The sequence below is a fragment of the Paenibacillus sp. J22FR83 genome (assembly GCF_059691955.1).
In genome coordinates, this window is record NZ_JCAUAM010000011.1 from 295813 (window position 1) to 314943 (window position 19131).

20 protein-coding genes are annotated in these 19131 nt (G+C 44.9%); 8 read left to right on the forward strand and 12 right to left on the reverse strand.

Features of this window, described 5'->3' with window-relative positions:
- Positions 1-60 precede the first annotated feature (60 nt).
- Genes kduI through AC58PV_RS21270 form a run of 4 tightly spaced genes read left to right on the forward strand, consistent with a single transcriptional unit; the run spans position 61 to position 3328 of the window.
- Positions 61-894, forward strand: coding sequence for a 5-dehydro-4-deoxy-D-glucuronate isomerase (kduI, locus tag AC58PV_RS21255; RefSeq protein ID WP_057314461.1), 834 nt, complete (start codon positions 61-63; stop codon positions 892-894).
- Between the two features lie 35 nt (positions 895-929).
- The gene (locus AC58PV_RS21260) at positions 930-1685 is read left to right on the forward strand and encodes a DeoR/GlpR family DNA-binding transcription regulator (RefSeq protein WP_497434392.1); all 756 of its coding nucleotides are present in this window, start codon (positions 930-932) and stop codon (positions 1683-1685) included.
- Positions 1686-1741: 56 nt separating this feature from the next.
- Entirely contained in the window at positions 1742-2494 is a 753-nt protein-coding gene (gene kduD / locus AC58PV_RS21265; protein ID WP_497434393.1) for a 2-dehydro-3-deoxy-D-gluconate 5-dehydrogenase KduD, read from the forward strand.
- Positions 2495-3328, forward strand: coding sequence for a sugar phosphate isomerase/epimerase family protein (locus AC58PV_RS21270; protein WP_497434394.1), 834 nt, complete (start codon positions 2495-2497; stop codon positions 3326-3328).
- A 103-nt stretch (positions 3329-3431) separates the two neighbouring features.
- Here the strand turns inward: AC58PV_RS21270 and AC58PV_RS21275 are convergent, their stop codons facing one another.
- The 3 genes from AC58PV_RS21275 to AC58PV_RS21285 all read right to left on the reverse strand — a co-directional run bounded on the left by AC58PV_RS21275 (position 3432) and on the right by AC58PV_RS21285 (position 5678).
- Positions 3432-3905, reverse strand: a complete 474-nt coding sequence (locus tag AC58PV_RS21275) for a GlcG/HbpS family heme-binding protein (RefSeq protein ID WP_497434395.1) — start codon at positions 3903-3905, stop codon at positions 3432-3434.
- A 189-nt stretch (positions 3906-4094) separates the two neighbouring features.
- Positions 4095-4310 carry a hypothetical protein gene (locus AC58PV_RS21280; RefSeq protein WP_497434397.1) on the reverse strand — a complete coding sequence of 72 codons (216 nt, stop codon included), beginning with the start codon at positions 4308-4310 and terminating at the stop codon, positions 4095-4097.
- Between the two features lie 366 nt (positions 4311-4676).
- On the reverse strand, positions 4677-5678 hold the full coding sequence (locus AC58PV_RS21285) for an LLM class flavin-dependent oxidoreductase (RefSeq protein WP_497434398.1): 1002 nt from the start codon (positions 5676-5678) through the stop codon (positions 4677-4679).
- 208 nt (positions 5679-5886) lie between these two features.
- On the opposite strand from AC58PV_RS21285, the gene AC58PV_RS21290 reads away from it, so the two are divergent.
- Positions 5887-6081 carry a hypothetical protein gene (locus AC58PV_RS21290; protein ID WP_497434399.1) on the forward strand — a complete coding sequence of 65 codons (195 nt, stop codon included), beginning with the start codon at positions 5887-5889 and terminating at the stop codon, positions 6079-6081.
- Between the two features lie 216 nt (positions 6082-6297).
- Here AC58PV_RS21290 and AC58PV_RS21295 read toward each other — a convergent pair whose 3' ends face one another.
- The 6 genes from AC58PV_RS21295 to AC58PV_RS21320 all read right to left on the reverse strand — a co-directional run bounded on the left by AC58PV_RS21295 (position 6298) and on the right by AC58PV_RS21320 (position 13662).
- The gene (locus AC58PV_RS21295) at positions 6298-8070 is read right to left on the reverse strand and encodes a sensor histidine kinase (protein WP_497434400.1); all 1773 of its coding nucleotides are present in this window, start codon (positions 8068-8070) and stop codon (positions 6298-6300) included.
- Between the two features lie 154 nt (positions 8071-8224).
- On the reverse strand, positions 8225-9106 hold the full coding sequence (locus AC58PV_RS21300) for a carbohydrate ABC transporter permease (protein WP_497434401.1): 882 nt from the start codon (positions 9104-9106) through the stop codon (positions 8225-8227).
- Positions 9103-10014: a carbohydrate ABC transporter permease gene (locus tag AC58PV_RS21305; RefSeq protein WP_497434403.1), complete on the reverse strand. Its 912-nt coding sequence runs from the start codon at positions 10012-10014 to the stop codon at positions 9103-9105. The genes AC58PV_RS21300 and AC58PV_RS21305 overlap by 4 nt, the downstream gene beginning before the upstream one ends.
- Positions 10015-10098: 84 nt before the next feature.
- Positions 10099-11526: an ABC transporter substrate-binding protein gene (locus tag AC58PV_RS21310; protein ID WP_497434404.1), complete on the reverse strand. Its 1428-nt coding sequence runs from the start codon at positions 11524-11526 to the stop codon at positions 10099-10101.
- A gap of 109 nt (positions 11527-11635) precedes the next feature.
- Positions 11636-12958 carry a response regulator transcription factor gene (locus tag AC58PV_RS21315; RefSeq protein ID WP_497434405.1) on the reverse strand — a complete coding sequence of 441 codons (1323 nt, stop codon included), beginning with the start codon at positions 12956-12958 and terminating at the stop codon, positions 11636-11638.
- A gap of 251 nt (positions 12959-13209) precedes the next feature.
- The gene (locus tag AC58PV_RS21320; RefSeq protein WP_497434440.1) at positions 13210-13662 is read right to left on the reverse strand and encodes a cupin domain-containing protein; all 453 of its coding nucleotides are present in this window, start codon (positions 13660-13662) and stop codon (positions 13210-13212) included.
- A gap of 160 nt (positions 13663-13822) precedes the next feature.
- Here AC58PV_RS21320 and AC58PV_RS21325 point away from each other — a divergent pair, with 160 nt between their 5' ends.
- Positions 13823-14773 (forward strand): hypothetical protein, encoded by a 951-nt coding sequence (locus AC58PV_RS21325; RefSeq protein ID WP_497434406.1) that lies wholly within the window; start codon positions 13823-13825, stop codon positions 14771-14773.
- Positions 14774-14890: 117 nt separating this feature from the next.
- On the opposite strand, the gene fucU is transcribed toward AC58PV_RS21325, so the two are convergent.
- Together fucU and AC58PV_RS21335 are read right to left on the reverse strand one after the other, a co-directional pair.
- Positions 14891-15316: an L-fucose mutarotase gene (gene fucU, locus AC58PV_RS21330; RefSeq protein ID WP_497434408.1), complete on the reverse strand. Its 426-nt coding sequence runs from the start codon at positions 15314-15316 to the stop codon at positions 14891-14893.
- Between the two features lie 92 nt (positions 15317-15408).
- Positions 15409-16002 (reverse strand): hypothetical protein, encoded by a 594-nt coding sequence (locus tag AC58PV_RS21335; protein WP_497434409.1) that lies wholly within the window; start codon positions 16000-16002, stop codon positions 15409-15411.
- A 172-nt stretch (positions 16003-16174) separates the two neighbouring features.
- On the opposite strand from AC58PV_RS21335, the gene AC58PV_RS21340 reads away from it, so the two are divergent.
- On the forward strand, positions 16175-17338 hold the full coding sequence (locus AC58PV_RS21340; protein ID WP_497434410.1) for an FAD-dependent monooxygenase: 1164 nt from the start codon (positions 16175-16177) through the stop codon (positions 17336-17338).
- A gap of 124 nt (positions 17339-17462) precedes the next feature.
- Entirely contained in the window at positions 17463-18533 is a 1071-nt protein-coding gene (locus tag AC58PV_RS21345) for a bifunctional 3-deoxy-7-phosphoheptulonate synthase/chorismate mutase (protein ID WP_497434412.1), read from the forward strand.
- A 60-nt stretch (positions 18534-18593) separates the two neighbouring features.
- Here AC58PV_RS21345 and AC58PV_RS21350 read toward each other — a convergent pair whose 3' ends face one another.
- Complete coding sequence (locus AC58PV_RS21350) at positions 18594-19103, reverse strand: hypothetical protein (RefSeq protein ID WP_497434414.1); 510 nt, start codon at positions 19101-19103, stop codon at positions 18594-18596.
- Between the last annotated feature and the right edge of the window lie 28 nt (positions 19104-19131).

A 19131-nucleotide genomic window follows, 5' to 3' on the forward strand; every position in this document is an offset into this window, starting at 1 on the left:
ATTAAACCTATATGAACGTATATCAACATAAATAAACCATTTCTAAGGAGAGATTAACTCATGGACATTCGTTATGCATCCCACCCGAATGAAGTTAAACAATTTGATACTGAACGCTTGCAAGCAGAATTTCAAATTCAATCCCTATTTACTGAAAACCAAGTGACATTAGTATACTCACACGTTGACCGTTTCATTATTGGTGGCGTTCTGCCAACAACAGAAACGCTTCAATTAGAAGCTGATCGCAAAGAAATGGCTGCTGACTACTTCTTAGAGCGCCGCGAGATCGGTATTATCAATGTTGGTGCTAGAGGAACAATCACTGTCGATGGTACTGCATATACAATGGATTCCAAAGATTGTATTTATATCGGTCTAGGTTCCAAAGAAATTTCCTTCGCAAGCGACGACGCAGCGAACCCAGCGAAGTTCTACTTCAACTCCACACCAGCGCACACTACGTACCCAACTGTTAAAGTTGCGATCAGCGAAGCGACACCTGCTCACCTGGGCAGCATCAACACGTCGAATGAGCGTACGATTTATAAATACATCCACTTGGACGGCGTTCAAAGCTGTCAACTCGTTATGGGGATGACACTACTAAAACCAGGTAACATGTGGAATACAATGCCTTCACATACACACAACCGTCGTTCCGAGGTTTACTTCTACTTCGATATGCCAGAAGATGCCGTTGTCTTCCACATGATGGGCGAGCCGCAACAAACGCGTCACGTTGTTATGCGCAATGAGCAAGCTGTTATCTCACCTAGCTGGTCCATTCACAGCGGCGTGGGTACGAACAACTACACATTCATTTGGGGTATGGCGGGCGAGAATCAAATGTTCAACGATATGGACGCAGTAGCTATGCAAGATTTGAAATAATCGGTAATCCCATTAGAAGAACGGATGAAACTAAGGTGAATCCTTTACGCAGATATGAAACGATCATGGAAGTTCTGCTCGCTCAGAAAGAAGTCACTGTGAATGAGCTGAGCGAACGTCTAGAAGTAACAGGAAAAACCATTCGCGAGGATCTGGCCAAACTGGAAGAAAAGGGGCTGCTTATCCGCATTCATGGCGGGGCTATGCTAGCTCAAAGCGATCAGTTAGGCATTCTCTCTGCGAAAGAACCGAATATCAAGCATGCGGACAAAAAATCGGAGATTGCCTCTCTCGCACTCCGATACATCCAGCCTCGCGATATCATCGCACTGGATGGCGGCTCGACAACACTTGAAATTGCTAGGCGGCTGGATAATCAGCCGCTTACTGTTGTAACTAATGATCTATATATCATCTCCGAGCTTGTCCATAAGGATGAAATTCGGCTTGTCGTGCCCGGCGGTTATCGTCTGCGCAACATGCTTGCCGGTCCCGAAGCTGTGGACTATGTGCGTGGCCTTAACATTCAGAAATCGTTTATTTCTGCCACTGGCGTGCATTTGCTTCATGGCTTTACGATTTATACGAATGATCTCGTTGAGTATAAACGTGCCTTGATCAGCTCCAGCGCAACCGTGTATGGGGTTATCGATCATTTCAAATTCGGACAGTGTGCCTTACGAACATTCGCATCCCTTTCGGATGTGTCCATGATTCTAACCGATAGCGGGTTGAGTGAGGAAACGGCACAGCAGTTCCGCGAAACGGGCATTGGGATTGAAACACTTTAAGTGCAAATTGCAAGGTTGAAACCTATACATTTCTTTTTTGGGAAAAGGAGTATGTCATGACACTTTTTAATCTATCAGGCAAAACAGCATTCGTTACAGGTGCATCAGGCGGCCTTGGCCAAGCCATGGCGATCGGACTTGCAGAGGCTGGCGCGAATGTAATCGCGGTATCTTCTTCTGAGAGTGTTCAAACTGTTGAAGCGATTCGCGCTTTAGGCGGCAAAGCTGAGCTTATCGCAGCTGATTTAAGCAATGAAGACATCCTGGAAGATGTCGTTGCTAAAGCGATTGGTATCTACGGCAGTATTGATATCCTCGTGAATAATGCGGGTATTATCCGCCGTACACCAGCAGTTGACCATGCGCGTCAAGATTGGCACGATGTGATTGACCTGAACTTGAACTCGGCATTCTTCCTATGCCAGCTGATTGGACGTCATATGATCGAACGCGGCAGCGGGAAAATCGTGAATATCGCTTCCATGCTGACCTATCAAGGTGGCATCAACGTGCCAGGTTACACTGCAAGTAAGCATGCAATTGCAGGTGTGACGAAAGCATTGGCGAACGAGTGGGCTGGGAAAGGCGTTCAAATCAATGCCATTGCCCCAGGTTATATGACAACGAATAACACAGCGCCTATTCTCAAAGATGAGAAGCGTACAGCTTCTATTACTGAGCGTATTCCTGCAGGTCGTTGGGGTTCACCAGAAGATTTGAAAGGTCCTGTTGTTTTCTTGTCTTCGAGCGCATCCGATTATATGAACGGACACGTGCTTTGCGTGGACGGCGGCTGGATGGCTAGATAGATGGGCATCGGGACACTCGCTCATACCGTAGGCCACCTGCCCTTGAAGGAATTGACCGCGAAGTTAAGCGGACGAGGTATCGATTTTGTTCAATTAGCTCTTAGCAAAGCCATTAGCGATTATGATCTAAGTCTTGGGAAATTAAGCCCGGCTCTCGCCAATCATATTGGCGAGCAATTTCATCGCGCTGATGTGCGGATTGGCGTGCTTGGCTGTTACATCAATCCGATACATCCCGACCCGCAGCAGCGTCGTTATGAAATCGATAGATTCAAAGAGCATCTGCGGTATGCTCGTGATTTCGGAACATCCATTGTAGCAACCGAAACGGGTGATTTAACGACGTATCTCGGGGAAGATGCTAATGGGTATGAAGCCAAAGGATGGTCCATCCTGAAACAAACGGTCGAGGAATTAGCCGAAGAAGCCGAGCGTTGGGGCGTCCATATCGGATTAGAGCCGGTATTCACACACACGTTGTCCAGCACAGAGAAAATGGCTCGCATCCTGGAAGAAGTGCCTTCCAGCACGTTAGGTGTCGTTTTCGATCCAGTCAATTTAATTCCGCCGACTGTGGTGGAGCCAAGGGATCAAGAAGCTTTCTTGGATCACGCCTTCGCAACTTTTGGCAACCGAATTGTACTGACCCATTTGAAGGATTATGTTGTGAACAATGGGCAAAAGAATGAAATCCCGTCCGGTACAGGCATATTCGAGACAGCCTCCTTCTTGGCCAAGCTTCACTCGCATAAGCCAGGTGTCGACATTTCATTAGAACGTCTTGAAGATCACACGATTGAAGAAGCGTTCTCTTATGTTAGAAGCCTTCTATAAGAAGAGCTGCAAAGAAATAACCCCGAATTGTCTCCGCGAGAGATGTCGGGGTTTTCTTTATAGAGCAGTTGAGACGCATTTTAGCTTGCAGTTGCTCCCCTTCTCACTTTTTGATATCCGCATCGGTAAGCACTTCGAATTGGTCGCCTAAATGCCGCTGCAGCGCCTTCAAGGTCGCGACGCCAACCGCAATATCCTCTTCGCCTGCCCCTCCGCTTACCCCAACTCCGCCAATGACTTGACCGTTAACCACGATGGGAAAACCACCTACGAAAATCGCAAACTTCCCCGGCATCATTGCATGAATGCCAAATGCTTCCCCATGGATTGTCGCTGGCCCGCCAGGCTGATTAAATAGGTGCGTCGAACGTCTATGTCCACTTGCCGTAAAAGCTTTCGCCATGGCTAGCTCAGGGCTCGTGTTGCGCGCCCCATTCATTCTCTCTAAGGCTACTAAATAACCGCCATCGTCAACGATACAAATCGTTTCTGCCGCCTGAGCTTCCTTAGCAGCTTGAATACCAGCAGCAATCATCACCTTCGCTTCCTCGATTTCTAGCTTCAAGACGGATCGCATGGTGCATGGCCTCCTTTTGTCGAACCTTATCCGCTTGGTACATCACAACTTCACCTTCGGCACATTTTCCATTTATATGGCGTATACGGCGGAAAAAGTCGCTTTTTTGACTAGCTAATGAGAATTATGGCAATAAAAAAAGCCTTCGCAATCTCCCTACAAGGAGGTTCGTTAGGCTTGTCTTGCTGATTACTTATTCGGCTGCTGCGCGCGAGCGGGACGAGTTGGACGTTCTACCCAGTTCTCGCGGCTCATGCGTTTCACTTGATTAATCGGATTCGATAAATCAATCACTTCCGCTTTGAAAGATTGCTCTGCGGCAAGCTTCTCTTTGTACCCTGTGCCAGGCGCAGGCCCGCCTCCACCATTCCGCTTTCCCTTGTTCCATACGCGATTCTTACTCATGCCACCACTCCACGTTTTTTGTTTAAGTGTAATGGCAGTTCCTCAAAAACGCAAATGCGGATTTCAGAATAGTGCTGGTTAGTCATGCGTGACACCTAACTTCCACCACTCAATCTGCAAACTAAATGGAAAATATGCAGCTAATTTCATGCAAAATTGCTGATTAATGAAAACAACTGGAAAATCTACATCTAATCTTTATCGAACGGTTGAAAACAGAAAAAATCGCTGAAATTAGCAACATAAAAGCCAGTTATTTCATATTTTCAAGCAAATTGGGTGAAAATAGCTGTACTTTTTCCAGTTAATGTCCATGAGTGAAGCTGGGATGGTCAATTTGGTGATCGTGCGACGGGAGAACTACAACTATAGATCGAACGCCTTCGCTAGCAAGCGATACGAATGCAATCGCGCTTCGATGTTATGAATCGGTGAAACAACCATGATTTCATCCGCTTGATAAGCTTCATTTAACTTCAAGATCTGTTCCTTTACCTGCTTCGGCGTGCCAACGATACGTCTATGGCGACCATTACGAATCATCGCATAGTCATTCTCGGTATATGGATAATTGAGTGCCGTATTCACTGAAGGGAAGGACGGAAGCAGCATGCCGCGACCTAAAGACAAGAAGAACAAATCTGTGCTAAGTGCAAGTTGATTCGCTTCCTCTTCCGTATCCGCACAAATAACCAACACCGCTGCTAAGGAGTGTGGCTTCTCATTCAAGATCGACGGTGTGAAATGCTCGCGATAAATACGCAGTGCCTGCTCACAATCCGCGTTCCCAAAAAATTGCGCGAAGCCGAAAGCAGCCCCCTGGTCAGCAGCAATTCTTGCACTGTCATAGGAAGAGCCGAGCAGCCAAATTTCCGGCGCCGTCGGAATGACCGGTGATGCATGCAGCGACGCGAACCTGTGCCCCGCTGGAAGTGAATCATATAAATAACCCGTCAAATCAGCGATTTGCTGCGGGTATGAATCAACGCTAGTATATTTACCCTCTTGCAGTGCTCGCGTGGATATCGGCATGCCCCCTGGCGCACGACCTAACCCAACATCAATGCGCCCAGGATGCAGCGCTTCGAGTAGTCTGAAGTTCTCAGCAACTTTATACGCGCTGTAATGCGGCATCATGATGCCGCCAGAACCTAGACGGATGCGTTCAGTTTTGGCAGCTAAATGGGCGATCAGAACCTCTGGACTTGAATGCGCCAATGCTTGTGATGCATGATGCTCCGATACCCAGAATCGACTATAGCCAATGCGATCTGCTTCTTGCGCAAGTTCAGTCGTTTCAGCCAACGTCTGCGCGGCATTGCGACCTTCTCCAATTTGCGATTGATCCAAAATACTTAATTTTAACACTTGTAATCACCTCCATATAACTGTAACATAAAAAAGAACAGAATAGCAAAACCATCTTTGCTAGCTATTATCTTCTCAAAATCAGTTTATTAATACGAAATTCATTGAAACATTCATAAACTGACAGAATCTCTTATTTTACACCTCTACCAAACTTATCCAATAGATGGTATTTTATTATATACATCCTAGCGAAGGAGAGAAGCACATGAAAACAATTTACGAGAATTATAGAGGATTCAAAATTAACAAAGATAACAGCACCTATAACGCTATTCACGCGGATCACATTATATTTGCTCAATCGCCGCTTAGTCAGATTCTAGATTCGATTGATCATTATATTGATGTGAGAGAAGGTTTAGATTCACCTGGTGAATCCTCTTCCTTTCCACAAAATTAACTTACAAGTCATTTCCACAGGTGTGGATAGACGAACCCTAATCGACTCGTCTATGACAACAATAGCGCTAACACGCACCAGCAACGGTTTTGTATTGAGAAGATAAGCCGCGGTAACCCTACGGTGTAAAGAACGTTGATGCTTAAAAACGCAACTGTCCTATGGGACGGTTGCGTTTTTTGCCTTTGTTCAATTCATATAAGCGCCCCCACATACCTATTTCAAATCCGTCTCATCCAGCACAGGAGGAATTTCAATCCAAGCCCGTACCCCTTGATCCTCCCGCAACGCATACTGCAAGCCGAATCCTTTCCCGAAATGCAGCTGGATTCGCTTTTGCACATTAATAATACCAAATCCCTTATTGCTCTCTTTCCCTTGTAAAATGGCATTCAGCATCCCGATATCCGGAAGGCGATAGCCGTTGTCTTCTACACTAATAATCAGTTTGCCATCGGTATGCTTCACCTTGATCCAAAGCTCTCCCTCATGACTCATATTCTTGATCCCATGGAGAATCGCATTCTCAATAATGGGCTGCAGGAGCACCTTAGGCATTAGATAACGTTTGGCCTCCTCCTCGATTTCCCAATACGCCTTGAACGCATACTCATAGCGGAACAATTGGAGCCTCACATACGCCTCTGCATGATTGATTTCTTCCATCACAGGAATGAGCAACTTCCCCTTACTCAGCCCAATTCGCATAATAAGCGACAAATCCTTAATCATTTCTGCTGATTCCGACGCTCCTTCCATTAACGTATGCCAGTAAACGGATTCCAACGTGTTATACAGAAGATGCGGATTGATTTGTGTATGCAATATCGACAATTCAACTTCCTTGTGCTTGAGTTCAAGCTCATATTGATCATATATCGTCTGATTTAATCGATTCGTCATGCGAATGAAATGATTGCTCAACAGCACAATCTCATTTTTACTCTCTGCATGCATGTTGATGGCCAAAGGTTTACCTGGATGATACGAATTCGTGATTCGAGCTAGTCTAGAAATAGGCTTTAAAATCGATTGAATGAAATACATACTTGCCAAAATCAAAATAAAAAAATAAATCAACATGATCCAATCAACTAATCGTTGAACACTGATATGGTCGATAATAATCGACTGAACTGGAACACGCATCAGCAGCTTGGTCCCCGTAATTTCACTCGTATGAATGACTGACATGATCTCATTGCCGTCCTCAATTTGCTTATAGACCCCTTCTACTTTGCCTTCGGGTACACCCATTTTCGAACCAATACCGAAAGCTTCGCTATTCGTCGCTAGCACCGTATGATCGGGATCTAACAACAGAATTTGCGCGTCTTTATACTTATCAAAAGGAACAAAATCCATCTGCAACGGCGTCTCAATGCCTGATACGACCAAGTAGCCGATAACTGTTTCACCGTTATAAATACTGTTTAACTGCCTTAAGTAAGCTACAGTTTGCGTGTTATTGGGATTATATCCGAATTTATCAATGACGCGAATAATTCCTCTGCCTTTCGCATTGCCCACCGCTTTATACCACGAAAGATCCGTCATATCCGCCGAATAGAATACCCCGTTATTCAACAGGTCTGAATTGGGTACGAAAGAATACAATTTATCCTTATCTGAGAAAAAGAGTGAGTATCGAACAGCATTCGTTGAATAGTTGTTTAAATATTTATCTAGCGCTTTGAAAATCTCAAATCGCTCATATTCCGATGATGAAGGGACGCTTACTAATTGTTGGATTTCTTGCGAAATCATGATTTTTTCCGTTTTTTCCTCAAAATCACTGCTCTCCCGGTCTAGAGTCAAATGACTCCCCCGAACTAATTGTAGCAGTGCAGTTCCTACTTGTTCCTCCGTAATGGATTCAAGTTTCTTAGCAACAACCAAATCCAACACCAGCGTTGGAATCACAACGAAGACGATAAGCAGCAGGATCAACTTTTTCATCAGCTTCATATTTTGCAGCATTTTGCGCATCCCTCTTACCATCCTTTCAACAACCTTTCCATCCTGCTGCCACATGCAGCACCGCGGTTAGCTGGGCTATCAGTACGTTCGCTATGCTAGAAAGAAACTCCTTTAAACGCAAAGAAAACGCCTTCAGAATTCGCATTCTGAAGGGCGCTTCTCCCTATCCTTTGACACTGGATACTGATAAGCCACGAATCATAAACTTCTGGAAGATCAAGAAGAAAAGTACCGGAGGCAGCATCGCCATGGTCAATACCGCAAAGCGTACACTCCATGGGATCACCGAGTTATAATACACCACATAGCGGTAAATACCAGTAGCCAGCGGGTACATGCTTTTATCCGTCATCACAATGTTCGGCCAGTAGAAATCGTTCCAGGTGGTAGAGAATGACAGCATGAGCAAGGTGCCAATAATTGGCGTAGACAGAGGAACTGCAATCCGAATGAAAGATCTGAATTCACTTGCCCCATCGATACGCGCAGCTTCCAAGACTTCCTTGTGAATGCCATCGAAGAAATTTTTGAGCAGCAGCATGAAATAAGCATTCGCTGCCGCGGGCAGCCAGAACGCCCAGTAGGTGTTGATCATCCCCAAACTTTTCAAATTCAAAAAGTTAGGTACGATATAGGTTGCTGGTGGAATCAACAGCGTGGAGAAGAAGAATAGCGTTACCCATCGCTTGAAGGGGACTTTCAAATGAGATAAGGCGTACGCCGCAAGCCCAATAAACAACAAAGAGCACACGACATTACCGATGTAAATGACAATGGTATTTTTTAGAAATGTCAACAACGGAAGATCAAAACTATTGAATGCATCGTCATAATTTTTCCAAATCCAATGCTTCGGGAAAAAGGTAGGTGGAAAGGTGAAAAACTCCTCCCGTGTTTTCAACGATCCGAAAAAAGTATTCAGAAACGGATAGATGGTCGTTACCGCGATCGACAGAATCAGCAGCACCATCAGGCTGTAACCGACTTTGACAGAACCCTTCTTAAAATCATGCCTGGAAATTAATCCTCGTTCGTCTTGCCTCATGCCTTCTCACTCCTACGCTGCATGACGTTGTAAAGGATGGTCATTCCAATGAGTACGAAGAACATCAAACTGCCCATTGCACTGGCTTTGCCGAATTCGAGATCGCGGAATGCCGTGTGGTTAAGCCATAATAAATAGGTCAATGTCGCATTATTCGGTCCGCCGTCGGTCATGGATAATTGTGCTTGGAAGCCTTGTGATGTCGTGATCAATTGGAGAATTAGCAATAAACCCATTAAAGTTCGGATGCTAGGCAAAATAATATAGCGCACACGCTGCCACACACTGGCACCATCGATTTCAGCGGCTTCATATAAATCCTTCGGAATTCCCACGATAGCTGCAATATAAATCAACGTAGCTGCTCCGAAGCTTTGCCACGTCTCCAGAATAACAATCGAAGCCATCGCTAATTTCGGACTGAAGAACGAAACCTGCGCTATGCCAAACTTTTGTAACAGACTATTAATTGGACCAACCGCATCAAAGAACCACATCCACATACCATATAACACAATGGCAGGCACAGCGCTAGGTAAATAGCTGATGATACGGGCTGCTCCTTGAAACCGACGAAGCTCTGAGACCGCGATGGCCACAAGCGGCGGGATCCAGAAGCCAAGAATGATACCCAAAGCCATATAAATCAATGTATTCTTAATTGAAATCCAAAGCAGATCATCCTTCAGAATACTCGCATAATTTGCTAAACCAGTGAAATGGTTGCCATCCACGAAATCCACATTGTAGAAGCTATAGAAAATCCCTTTGAAAATCGGCACCCAAAGAAAAATGATAAATAAAATGATTTCTGGTAAAACAAACAGCGTCCCCCATACATACCAGTTCAATTTCTTCTTAGAAACCTTACTTACTTCGAACGATTGTGAATTCAACTCTGCTTCCATCCTAAACACTCCTTATAGTGAGAAAACCTCTCCCCACAGCCACTCTTGATGAAGCGGCCGCGGGAAGAAATAAGTTAGGTTTACCTATTCGACCTTCACTTTGTCAAACGTTTCCGTTTGTACTTTGGTCGCGGCATCGGACAGTGCTTTCTTCAAATCCACATCTTTCGTCGTAAATACTTTTTGAATGACATTCGCCATCTCGGTGTAGTATTTTTGTGCTTCGTATTGCGCTTCTGGCTTACCATCCCATAGAGCTAGCAATTGCGGATCGTATTTAAATACGTTATCGTACTTCGTAAGTAGATCTGTATACTTTTTGCCGAAATCAGAAGAATCTTTCCAGTAGTTGATTGGTTGTGGAATGTACACACGGTTCTTACCTTTACGATCTTCAATTTCTTTCTTCGTGGAGTTCAAGAAATCATCAGTAAAGTACTCATCTGTAATCCATTTGAACGCCATTTCTTGCTGGTCTTTATCGCTTTTCGGATTGATGACACGATAATTTCCACCCAATACGCCTGTATGTTTACCACCTTTGGTGAAAGAAGGCATTGGATATACGACGAGATCATCCTTGCTGATGCCACCTTCGTTGATCGCTGTATCCGCTGCGTTACCACTTCCACACATCACCATCGCTCCGCGTCCCTGAGCAAAAGCATTCAAAGCATCGCCATAGCCAAGTGCCCAGTTCTGTGGAATTAGATTCTCATCTTTCAGTTTCTTGTAGAACTCAAGCGCTTGCAAACCAGCGTCCGAATTGAACACACCGACTACTTTACCATTATCAAGCTTCTGTACATCGCCACCTGCGGCATACAGGAAATTCGTCCAGTTCCAACCCGCTTCCGGCCCTTTCCCCATAGGAATAAAGCCTGCGATCCCTTTGGCTGGATCATTGATTTTACGCGCTGCGGCTAATAGATCATCCCATGTCCAATCCATTGGAGGTAAGTCTACACCTTTATCTTTAAACAACTTTTTATTCAACGTGATCGTCATGACGTAACCATCAATCGGCACACCGTATGTTTTCCCGTTAACAACAAAAGGCTTGGAAAGCAAATCGTTCATATCCTTGGCATGGGACCATGAACTCATGGAATCAGTAATATCCGCTACCCATTTCTTGTCTACAAGCACTTTCCCTTCTGTTGCATACGTCGTATACTCCGTTGGCGCACTGTTCGAAGCCATTTTGATCCCGATTTCAAGTGGATTATACTGCCAGTCATCCTTTTTAAAATCTACCGTAGGGAATTTCGTTTTGAAACGGGCAATACGTTGATCCAATTGATCATTTTTTTCCTTTTGATCTGCTTTAAAACTTTGAGCTGTAATCGTTACTTTCTTAGGAGCGGGCGTTGCTGTCGCAGCAGCTGGCGTCGATTCTTTTACCGCTGGAGCAGGGCTCGTTGTACTTGGTGTTCCGTTGGTGGAACTGCACCCCGCTATCAATACCGTTAACGCAATCGCACTCATTGAAGACGCTTTCTTTGCTCTCATGTTTGGTTCCCCTTTCGAATCGCAATTCACTTGTCGTTGCTACATTTTTGATTATAAGGGGAGTTCAAAGCTAGGGCGATGTGTGGTATTACGCTTAGTATGTCGAATGTTACGCACCTGTTTGCTTCACTTCCGAGATATTGATGCCGAAATGTTTTTTGAAAATTTTGCTAAAATGTTCCGGAGATTCATACCCGATTTCTTCCGAAATCTCATAGCGGCGCTTATCCGTCGTTAGGATCAGACGCTTCCCTTCTTCCATTCGCAGCTTTGTGACGTAGTCCCAGATGTTCGTTCCCATCACTTTTTTGAACAAATAACTCAAATAATTCGGACTCAAATGTACCGCATCCGCTATGTCTTGCAACTTCAACCCTTTATCACAAAAATGCCCTTCGATATACACTTTAGCCTCATACACGATACGGTTATTGGCCTCATCCCCACCTGCAATGGTAACGTCGGGATTGGCATTAATGCTCTCTTTATCTTCAATATAGAACATGTAGTGATCCTTGTTCATTTCACAGCAAGTTAAGCTCTCCAGCGCTTCCTTAAACATTACGGGCCACTGCATAATCCCCTCATGGATCCGACTAATCCCGATTTGACTCTTCACATTCAAATATTTCAGTAGATTTGTATGAATCATTTGTGCCACCATCAACAGCTGATTCACGCGCATCGAGCCACGGCTTTCTTCCTCCGTAATTTGCAGCAGTAACGTGAAGGTGGAATTATGATTATTAAAAATAAGATGACTCCACTGGCTCGCCGTTTCCTCCATAATGTTCAATGCAGCGTATTTCAATAAACTGCGATCTTTTAACGTCAAAATTGCCTGATCATGAATGCCGCCACGTTCCAAAGATAATTTAATCGTCAGCATACTAAAATACGTGCCGTTCATGCTATTATTCAATGTTTCTTTTATAGTAGGAACCTCGGACTCATGGATCGTTCCCGTCACCAATTCATTCAAATAATAGTTCGTCTCATGCGTCATGTGGCCAGGCAGGGACCGCGAACCTTCCCAATTCGCGAAGCGTTGACCCTTCTCTTCTTTCTCCTTCAAAAGCTTGGTCACAACCGAAATGAGATGCGGGGGCGTAATCGGTTTCACCAAATATTCTTTTGCTCCAAAACGGATCGCTTTCTGCGCATACTCAAATTCACCATGCGCCGACAAAATCACAATTGGAATCGAAGGGTCCTCCAAGAAAATGTTCTCGATCAATTCAATGCCATTCATTTTCTCCATCTGAATATCAGTAAAGACCAGATCTATTTTCTCCAAATGTATAAAATCCAGCGCCTCAAACCCGTTATACGCGATAAATACCTCGTTAATGTCCAACTTGGACTGCTTCAAAATCGTCGCAACACCTTTGCAAATCATCGGCTCATCATCTACAACCAAAATATTAACCATGCTGCCACCTCGTTCATTTACTTGCCATAACTTCATTTTATTGTACAACAATCGATGTGAATATGTGTTTTATTACGTTTATTGTGTGGGATGTGTGGATTGGAGAGACATGTCTACCATCCCCTTATATAAAAATACAAAACGCCGCCAGCTCTGAAAAAGAGCTAGCGGCGTATGCTTTACGCTTAGAAAAATTCATAACTTCAAGATATCAAATTACATGACACTCTGCAAAATAAATCTTTTGCCTATCATTTCTTAATTAATTTGAAGTCATCATAATGGAAGCCTGGTGCAACTACACAAGAAACCAAGACCGGTTCATCGCCAAGTGGTCGAGCCATCTGCCAAACATGAGCCGGGACAAGAGCCTGTGGGTGCTGACCGTTGAGCACATCAGGACCTAGGATAATTTCCTGTGTCGCTTTAGGCTGCTCACTTGTACCTCCTAATGTAAGCGCGATCGGACTGCCAGAGTGCCATAACCATAGCTCGTCGGACAATACAGTATGCCATTCTGAAAATTCATCTGGATGCAGGAGGAAATAGATGGATGTAGCTGCGTAGCGTGATCCCGAGTATGCTGGATCAAGCACTTCTTTTGGAATTTCGAAAGAAGCTTTCCATAGTTCTTTGTACCATCCACCCTCAGGGTGCGGTTTTAAATCAAGTGTCTGAACAAGTGGTGAAAGTTGTTGGGTAATCATATGATTTCTCCTATCTATCTCTCTCTATCGTACAAAGAAAGAATTATATCATAGTGAAGTCACATTTTGTATATCAAGAAATTTCCGAAACCCCTTACCGCTACGGTACGTAATGAAAAAGTGTGCACTAACAAATGCTGGGAAACGAGGGATGAAGATGCCAGATAATCTAAACCTTCAGTTGAGGGTAGCGAAAGAACGGATGTTTCGTCTGCACAAAGCAGAACGTAAAAGAGAAGATCTTCTGTCTAGAGTATATGAGCAGGAACGTCTCATACGCCAGCTGGAGTTACAGTTGGAATCCGAGCAGGCCGATGTAGAGCAATTGACGCGCGTATCACTAGTTAATCTATTTCATACGATTCTTCGCAGTAAAACGGAGCAACTTGAACTGGAACGACAACAAGTCCTCACCGCTACACTTCAATTAGAAACTGCCAAGCAGGCGCTTTTAGATGCACAGAACGCTTTGATTCAAGTGGGTGATGACCTCGCTAACTATCAACGTGCTGCAGAAGACTATAAGAAACTTATGGCTGTGAAAGAATCCGCACTTCTAAACGCTCCTCTCTTATCAAGAGAACTTGAACGAATTGACGATAACATCGACGATCAGAAGCTTAGGGTCAAAGAGCTGCAAGAAGCACTGACGGCCGGCAAGCTTGTACTCGCTTCGCTGACAGATGCATCCAATAGCTTGGAAAAAGCTGAAAATTGGGGGAAATGGGACTTATGGGGCGGCGGAGGCTTGATTAGTACCCATGCAAAGCATTCGCATGTAGATGACGCCAAACGGTTTATTCACGAGGCGAATCACCATATCCAGAATTTCAGGGATGAACTCAACGACTTGAATCGCAGTTTTCAGATTGAGATTAATATCAGCGGCACACTGAAGATGGCGGATTATTGGTTTGATGGCCTCATTGCAGACTGGATGGTTCAAGGACGAATTACTAATTCTCAGAACCAAACACTATCAGCCATAAATAAAATTCGTCCTGTCGTTTCGCAGTTGCAAAATGAATTATCTGCCGCAGAGGTGTCACTTGCCGACCTCATTACGAAGCGAATCCATTGGATCGAGGAGTCCAGCTTGGACAGTTAGCCCAATCAAAAACAGTTTTGCCTACCAATAACTAGAACCCAAAATCCAGACACTTTGATAAGTGTTTAAACTTTGGGTTCTTTGTTAAGCCTTTGTATGCGTTATCGATAATTTAATTTATTCAATTACTACGCCTTTTTTCAAAATAATATTGGCATATAGCGCCTTTTCACTCGTCGCCACGATGGCATAAGCTTTCTTTGCGCGCTCATAAAAAGCGAACCGTTCCACATACGCAATTGCTGGTGTTGCGTGTTCACTGATGATCTCCTCATATTCGCCCCAGATCGGAGTAGCCACTGTATCACCAGGAACGACGGCCATAAGTGCAACAGGTTGATCACTGTACGTATCCAATGGGTACAACGATAATATCGCTTTCAGTAATTCCGGTACCCCATGACCATCACACCGTAATAATCTGTTCGCATGACTGGCTGCGGGAAAGTTCCCATCTGCCAATATAATTTCATCCCCATGCCCCATCTCCATCAAAACTTTGAGAAGTTCAGGTGAGAGGATTGAAGGTATCCCTTTTAACATTATCAACATCTCCTATCAAATTCTAAGTTATCGATCTCTCAAAACTATCAATATTATGTCTTGCTGTCAATTGATTGCATAGAGATAGCGGGTTATTGCTCTCCCCATTTATGCTCAATAGCTGCTATAATCTCTTCCTTCGTCTCCTCCGGGAATCCATTTCGAAGTTCCGTAATAAATTCAATAAACAGCAGGGACAATAACTCGTTCAACTCCATATTAAGCGGTTGATGATGTTTCCAATTCATATCGTCAAAAAATACCCGCATCCGATTGGCCTCCGCTGGGTGCAATCTAACGTTGAGTGTTAAATAAGCCGCACTGTCCGTCTGCCCCTCCTGAAAGGAAAGCCCCCATTGAAAGCCAGGTAGGGTTCCCCCGTTTCGTTGCTCATTTGTGTTTGCACTGGCCACAATAGCTCCGAATTTGCTTCTAAGCTGTAAGATGTATGCGTATAGATCCTTGCCCTTGCGCACATGATCCATAAAATTATCAAATAAGAGTTTAACTAGGAAAGTTTTGTTAATTCCGCTTAACTCCTCTTGAGACGAATAGACGATATCCTCCAAGAATGCATCAGCTCGATTAAAATAATCCCGAGGTGCCCTCACTTTAACCGTGTGATAAATATCCGTATTTGCCGCTCCCCGTTGGAACAAGCCCGTCCATGATTTTAGCGTGAGCATAGCATACTCCCCCTTCTTCTCCCTCCTAAACTAGTATTCCGAATCTAGCACAAAAATGACTACAAATACGAAGAGGCTGTCAATTAGACTTTGTGTTTGCCAATGTAGTCAACAGCTCTCACATTGTTTATTATGAGACTAAGAATGTCTAATGAAGTTGGAGGATACACATGTGGAGACATTTTCGAAGCGAAAAGCGATTGTCATAGGAGCGGGAATCGGTGGATTATGTACCGCATTGGCACTTCACCAGCAAGGGTGGCGAGTATCGGTGTACGAAAAAGCATCCTCACTGCGGGAAGCCGGTGCTGGCATCGTGCTCGCAGCTAACGCCATGAAAGCACTCGATGTACTTGGCGTTGGCGGAACAGTCCGGAACGTAGGGGCGCCTGTTGTTCAGGCCGACATACGGTCTTGGGACGGTACGTTGCTTACAAGTCTCCCAGCCGCCAAACAAGCGGCGTTATACGGAACCCAAAGTTATGTCATTCATAGAGCTGACTTGCAAGCAATTCTCGCACAAGCCGTAGCAGCGACAACACCGATTCACACTAATCAACAATGGATGGATGGGCAACAGCGTGATCGAGACGTCATTGCGATTTTCAAAGACGGTACACAGGAGGAGGCTGATCTCATTATTGGTGCAGACGGATTGCACTCTGCTGTACGAGAACGGCTTTTTGGGCAAAGCCCAGTCCGTTATTCGGGATATATCGCTCTAAGAGGCGTATGTACACAGGAGGAGTTGCGCAGCGTAACTGATGGCGGGGGCTTCGAGGCACTGGGACCAGGAAGACGTTTCGGCCTCTCAAGTCTCGGCAAAGGGCGTGTATTCTGGTTTGCCGCCATTAATGCACCGCAAGGAAGCCTGCCTCCGGTAGAAGAGAGACAATCTGAGTTGCTTCGCCAATTCCATGATTGGTACAGTCCCGTCGTGTCTACTATTGAAGCAACGGACCCATCAACGATTCTGGCCCACGACATCGTCGACCGCCCCCCATTGCCACGATGGAGTTCAGGCAGGATGACACTCCTCGGCGATGCTGCACATCCGATGCTGCCCAATTTGGGGCAGGGTGGTGCGCAGGCGATTGAAGATGCCATTGTACTAGCAAGATGCCTCCGAAATTCCGATGTTCCTACTGCACTTTCAGCCTATGAGAAAGAGAGAATGACTCGGGTAAACCGCATTGTGCGGATGTCTCGGTCGATGGGGCGAGTAGTTCAACTTGAGAATCCGCTATTGATTTATGTACGCAATAAAGTACTGGCCTCCGTGTCAGATAGCCGTTATATAAGCCGATTCGATCCTATCATAGGTTATGAGGTTTAATATTCTGAATTCCTTTTACGCTAAAATACTGCACATTGGCTCCCTTCTAACATAAATTGGTATACGTGCATATATGTCAAAGCTAGAAAGTCGATATGCTTTCAAGTAAAAGGGTGAGCCAAATATGGAGAAAACGACGTTAGATGACCTTAGAAATCAAATTGATGAAGTAAATGAGAAACTGCGGGAACTGCTCTCCGAGCGAGCACGTATTACCCAAGAGATCGGCCAGGAGAAGGAAAAGCAAGGCGTACCGAAATATGACCCGGTTAGAGAAAAGCAAATGCTGGACGTTTTGGTCGCTCGGAATACAGGCCCTTTCGATGACGATACCATTCGTCACCTGTTCAAACAGATATTCCAAGCTTCACTGACCTTACAACAAACCGTTCACAAAAAACAATTGCTTGTTAGTCGTAAGCAACAACAGGAAGACACGCTCATTCATCTTGGTCCTGCCACGATTGGCGGGGGCAAACCAATTATGATTGCAGGACCTTGCGCCGTGGAAAGTGTGGAACAAGTACGTACCGTTGCTGCTGCATTACAAAAGAGAGGCGTAACCATCATGCGCGGTGGTGCCTTCAAGCCTCGAACATCAACATATGATTTCCAAGGCTTAGGCCTAGACGGATTGCGAATTCTCAAAGAAGTTGCGAATGAGTTCGGACTTCAGACGATCAGTGAAATCGTTGACCCCGCTCATATTGAAATCGCGGGGCAGTATATTGATGTGATCCAAATTGGAGCAAGAAACATGCACAATTTTGAACTTCTGAAGGCCGCTGGCGAAGTTCGAATTCCAGTGTTGTTGAAACGCGGCTTATCAGCCACGGTCGATGAGTTCCTTCACGCTGCGGAATATATCCTTTCTCGCGGGAATACGCAGGTGATGTTAATTGAACGTGGCATCCGTACCTACGAGCGGGCGACAAGGAACACACTCGACATCTCAGCAGTTCCGATACTGAAGCAGGAAAGCCACTTGCCAGTCCTCGTTGATGTAACGCATTCCACAGGACGCAAGGACATCTTCGCACCATGTGCCAAAGCAGCCTTGGCTGCAGGGGCGGATGGGATCATGGTTGAGGTCCATCCCAATCCAGCCGTAGCCCTGTCTGATGCACAGCAGCAGTTGACGATTGAGGAATTCAATCAATTCTATACGGTCATTCAGCAGTCCGGATTGTTCTAACGCTTTTCCACGTAAAAAAAGCCCCCTACTCCACACAAAGTGGAATTGGAGGCTTTTTACCTATACTGTTTTATCTACATATGAAATTTTGTTGTTTTCTGCAAATTTCTTCAGTTTAGCTGCCATCGCCGCGATATCAAAACGGTTCAACGTTTTGTTATATACCCAACGGGGAGACTTACCCGTAAGCTCAATGATAATTTGACCAGGCGCGTGTACAATCTCTTTAATATTTTCCGCACCAAGCACTAATTCCCGGGCCAGACCTCGCTTCGAGAGATTCGTCTTGGTTACTCGCAAATACGGTCTGCGTACGAAATAAATGAGTACACCTACAACTAAATAACTAAGCGTTGTATACCAGTACATTTTGTCCCCATCCGTTTTCGTCAATGTAAACAACAAAAAAAGCGAGACAACAATGAAAAACGCGGCCAACAAAATACTTCTTCCTTTAAAGACGACCGGACGATCTGGATCTGTTGAAATAGGCGCTTTCCCTTGTTTGGTACGGGTCAAGTTTGCCTTTTTCGTATTTTTACTTACCATTCTTTCCCACTTGCGTGACATGCCTTTCACTCCCTGCGTAATAGTTACC

Bases quoted from the DNA above. Each gene is read 5' to 3' on its own strand.
- fucU (WP_497434408.1), bottom strand. From the start codon at position 15,316: ATGTTAAAAGGGATACCTTCAATCCTCTCACCTGAACTTCTCAAAGTT.
- AC58PV_RS21305 (WP_497434403.1), bottom strand. From the start codon at position 10,014: ATGGAAGCAGAGTTGAATTCACAATCGTTCGAAGTAAGTAAGGTTTCT.
- AC58PV_RS21315 (WP_497434405.1), bottom strand. From the start codon at position 12,958: ATGGTTAATATTTTGGTTGTAGATGATGAGCCGATGATTTGCAAAGGT.
- AC58PV_RS21325 (WP_497434406.1), top strand. From the start codon at position 13,823: ATGCCAGATAATCTAAACCTTCAGTTGAGGGTAGCGAAAGAACGGATG.
- kduI (WP_057314461.1), top strand. From the start codon at position 61: ATGGACATTCGTTATGCATCCCACCCGAATGAAGTTAAACAATTTGAT.
- AC58PV_RS21345 (WP_497434412.1), top strand. From the start codon at position 17,463: ATGGAGAAAACGACGTTAGATGACCTTAGAAATCAAATTGATGAAGTA.
- AC58PV_RS21295 (WP_497434400.1), bottom strand. From the start codon at position 8,070: ATGCGCAAAATGCTGCAAAATATGAAGCTGATGAAAAAGTTGATCCTG.
- AC58PV_RS21335 (WP_497434409.1), bottom strand. From the start codon at position 16,002: ATGCTCACGCTAAAATCATGGACGGGCTTGTTCCAACGGGGAGCGGCA.
- AC58PV_RS21350 (WP_497434414.1), bottom strand. From the start codon at position 19,103: ATGTCACGCAAGTGGGAAAGAATGGTAAGTAAAAATACGAAAAAGGCA.
- AC58PV_RS21280 (WP_497434397.1), bottom strand. From the start codon at position 4,310: ATGAGTAAGAATCGCGTATGGAACAAGGGAAAGCGGAATGGTGGAGGC.
- AC58PV_RS21275 (WP_497434395.1), bottom strand. From the start codon at position 3,905: ATGCGATCCGTCTTGAAGCTAGAAATCGAGGAAGCGAAGGTGATGATT.
- AC58PV_RS21290 (WP_497434399.1), top strand. From the start codon at position 5,887: ATGAAAACAATTTACGAGAATTATAGAGGATTCAAAATTAACAAAGAT.
- AC58PV_RS21300 (WP_497434401.1), bottom strand. From the start codon at position 9,106: ATGAGGCAAGACGAACGAGGATTAATTTCCAGGCATGATTTTAAGAAG.
- AC58PV_RS21270 (WP_497434394.1), top strand. From the start codon at position 2,495: ATGGGCATCGGGACACTCGCTCATACCGTAGGCCACCTGCCCTTGAAG.
- AC58PV_RS21310 (WP_497434404.1), bottom strand. From the start codon at position 11,526: ATGAGAGCAAAGAAAGCGTCTTCAATGAGTGCGATTGCGTTAACGGTA.
- kduD (WP_497434393.1), top strand. From the start codon at position 1,742: ATGACACTTTTTAATCTATCAGGCAAAACAGCATTCGTTACAGGTGCA.